3 protein-coding genes are annotated in these 3,197 nt (G+C 75.0%); 1 reads left to right on the forward strand and 2 read right to left on the reverse strand.

All coding sequences use genetic code 11. The features are described from left to right. Together VGD85_RS02790 and VGD85_RS02795 are read right to left on the reverse strand one after the other, a co-directional pair. Positions 1-991: ferric reductase-like transmembrane domain-containing protein (locus tag VGD85_RS02790; protein WP_331061924.1), on the reverse strand; the 991-nt coding region annotated here is incomplete at its 3' end. Beyond that, the gene (locus VGD85_RS02795) at positions 988-1,380 is read right to left on the reverse strand and encodes a hypothetical protein (protein WP_331061925.1); all 393 of its coding nucleotides are present in this window, start codon (positions 1,378-1,380) and stop codon (positions 988-990) included. The genes VGD85_RS02795 and VGD85_RS02790, both read right to left, overlap by 4 nt. A 135-nt stretch (positions 1,381-1,515) precedes the next feature. On the opposite strand from VGD85_RS02795, the gene VGD85_RS02800 reads away from it, so the two are divergent. Further along, a partial coding sequence (locus tag VGD85_RS02800) for a CocE/NonD family hydrolase (protein ID WP_331061926.1) occupies positions 1,516-3,197 on the forward strand: 1,682 nt, incomplete at its 3' end.

Raw genomic sequence — 3,197 nt, forward strand, 5'->3', positions numbered from 1 at the left:
CGTAGGGGCCCTCGACGAGGGCGCGGGTGCCGGGGCGCAGCCGGGCCGCGGCGGCGCTGCCGTCGCCGACGACCTGCACGGTGATGCGCAGGCTGCGCCCGTCCGGCGCGGCCGAGAGCGAGTAGGGGTGGGCGCGGGTCCAGCCGGGGCCGGCGAGGAAGCGCCAGGAGAGGAACTGCCCGGCCTCCACGGGCAGCCGGTCGAGCCTGCGCCCGGTCAGGTAGACCGAGACGACGCCGTCGCCCTCGGGAACCACCGAGGTCACCCGGAGGTCGTGGCGCGCGCTGCGCCAGGCCGGCAGGCCGATCCGCCACACCAGCACCGCGGCGGCGGCCGTGCCCCAGGCGGTCCACCAGAACACCGTGCGACCGGTCGAGGAGACCAGCTCCTGCCCGGTCCAGAGCTGGTGCGGCACTGCGAGCCCGACGCCGAGGTAGGCGTAGAGGTGCAACAGGTGCCAGGACTCGTAGCGGGTCCGGCGCCGGACGGCCCGGACGCTCGTGACGCCGACGAGGAGCAGGCACAGGGTGCCGGCGACGGCGAGCAGCATCCCCGGGTAGTCGACGGCGAGGTCCCAGAGCGTCGCCGGCGTGCGGGTCAGCTCGCCGGCCGCGTAGCCCCAGGTGATCAGCACGATGTGGGCGAGCATCAGGTTGACCGAGCCGAATCCGACCAGCCGGTGGATCCGGGCCAGCCGGTCCTGGCCGTAGGCCGCCTCGAGGGGCGGCACCCGGGCCATCAGGACCACCTGGGCGAGCAGCAGCACGGATGCGGTCAGGCCGGTGAGCCGGCCGAGCGCGGTGAGGCCGTCCGCCCAGCCGCCCAGGTCCTGGAGCCCGCCCCCGGCCACCCACCAGTAGGTGACCAGGAGCAGGGCCAGCCAGAGGGCGGCGGTGGCGCCGAGCCGCACCGCCGCGTCGATCCGGTGCCGGTGGTGGGGGTCGATCGCGGTGCTGACCGTCGGCACCGGTCCGGCGGTCGTGGCGGTCACGACTCGGTGCCCGGGACCGCGCCGGGACCGAAGCCGTCGCCGTCGCCGTCGCCGTCGTCGAAGGGTCGATCGGGGAGGTCGCCGTCCTGGGGGCCGTGGCGCCACTCCTGGCCGACCTCGGCCGGGCCGGGCTGCTCGTCGACGGACGCGCGGCCGGCGAGGAAGCCGCCGAGGCCGACGAAGACCATGAGGGCCGAGAGCGCGCCCGCGACCCAGGTCTCGCGGCTCGGCCGGCGCAGGAGGGCCCGCCACCGGCTCGGCCGCTCCGGGTCGGCGGGAGCCGGCGGCGGGGTCTGCGCGGCGTACGCCGGGTCGGCGGGCGTGGCGGGGTCGACGGGCTGCGCGTCGGCGGGCTCCCAGCGGTTGCCGCTCGGGGTCTGCTCGGTCATGGGTCCTCCTCGTGACGATGACCCCATCGTTCGCGCGCCGGGTGGGGGGCCGGTGTGGGCCGGCTGTGCCGCTCCTGTGGAACTCGGCGGGGCGTTCCCGGCGACGCCGCGGCGCGGAGGTGGCAGCATCACGCCATGCGCACAGCGAGGAGGGCCGTCGTCGCCACGGCCGTCGCCCTGACCGCGATGCTGACCGGGGTGTCCACCGGAGTGCTGGCCGGGACCGGCGCCACCACCGGCGCCGCGGCCGCGGCGACGACGTTCGAGGTCCGCCCGAGCGTCAACCAGCTCTACGTGCTGGCCGCGACGCCGGGGGAGGCGCTCGAGCTGGTCGACGACTCCGGCGCAGTCGTCGCGACCGGCACCGTCGACACCGCCGGCAGCCTGGCCTGGCGGGACCTCACGGCCGGGCGCTACGTCGTCCGCGCGGCCGGCGATCCGGCCACGGCGTCGGCCCCGGTCGAGGTGACCGACGTCGACGACCCGGCGCCACCGCAGTCGTTCTACGACGGCCAGACGCTGACGAAGGGGTTCGGCTACATCACCACCCGGGACGGGACCACGCTGTCGGCCAACGTCTCCCTCCCGTCGGGGAGCGGTCCGTTCCCGACCGTGGTGGAGTACTCCGGCTACGACCCGAGCAACCCCGCCAACCAGACGATGGCGCTGCTCTACAACACCCTCGGCTACGCCTACGTCGGCGTGAACATCCGCGGCACCGGCTGCTCCGGGGGCAGCTTCTTGCACTTCGAGCCGATCCAGAGCCTGGACGGCTACGACGTGATCGAGACCGTCGCCGCGCAGCCGTGGGCGGCGTTCCACGAGGCCGGGATGGTGGGCATCTCCTACCCCGGCATCTCCCAGCTGTACGTCGCGCAGACCCGCCCACCGCACCTGTCGGCGATCACACCGCTCTCGGTCATCGACGACACCTACCGCGGCACGCTCTATCCCGGCGGGATCCTCAACACCGGCTTCGCGGTGCCGTGGGCGACCGAGCGCGCCGAGCAGGCGGCGCCGTACGGCCAGGCCTGGACCCGCGCCCGCGCCGATGCCGGCGACACCGTCTGCGCGGACAACCAGGCGCTGCGCCTGCAGAACCCGGACCCGCTGGCGCTGATCGAGGACGACCCCTTCTACACCGCGAAGATCGGCGACCCGATCTCGCCGAGCCTGTTCGTCGGGAAGATCGACGTGCCGGTGTTCCTCGCCGGCGCCTGGCAGGACGAGCAGACGGGCGGGCACTTCCCCGCGCTGCTCGACGACTTCACCTCTGCGCCGCACGTCTACGCCTCGCTCGCCAACGGCTCGCACACCGAGTCGCTGAGCCTGGGCGTGTTCGGGCGGTACGCCGACTTCCTCGACCTCTACGTCGGGCGTCGGGTGCCGACCGGAGCGAAGAACGCCGTGGCGCCGCTCCTGGCGCAGACGATCACCGGGGTCGGTGGCCTGAAGCTGCCGCCCGGCCCGGACTGCTCCGGCCTGACCTACGAGCAGGCGCTGAGCCGCTTCGAGTCGGCCGACCCGATCCGGATCCTGTTCGAGGAGGGCGCGGCGGCCGGCCAGCCGTCGGGTGCCCCGCTGCCGCGGTTCGTGCGGACCTTCTCGTCCTGGCCGATCCCGAGCGACCGTCCCACGGCGTGGTACCTCGGCGGCGACGATCGCCTGCGCCGGGCGCCCTCGTCCCGGCGTCCCACGGCGGCGCGCGCCCGCAGCTACCGCGCGGACCCGGACGCGCTGCCGCGGACGACGTACTCCGGCTCGAGCTCCGGGATCTGGCAGGCCCACCCCGACTACGACTGGCGGCAGATCCCGGC

Source organism: Nocardioides sp., assembly GCF_036401255.1.
Taxonomy (GTDB): domain Bacteria; phylum Actinomycetota; class Actinomycetes; order Propionibacteriales; family Nocardioidaceae; genus Nocardioides.

Coding starts and splice junctions, on each gene's coding strand:
- VGD85_RS02795 (WP_331061925.1), bottom strand. CDS start 1,380: ATGACCGAGCAGACCCCGAGCGGCAACCGCTGGGAGCCCGCCGACGCG.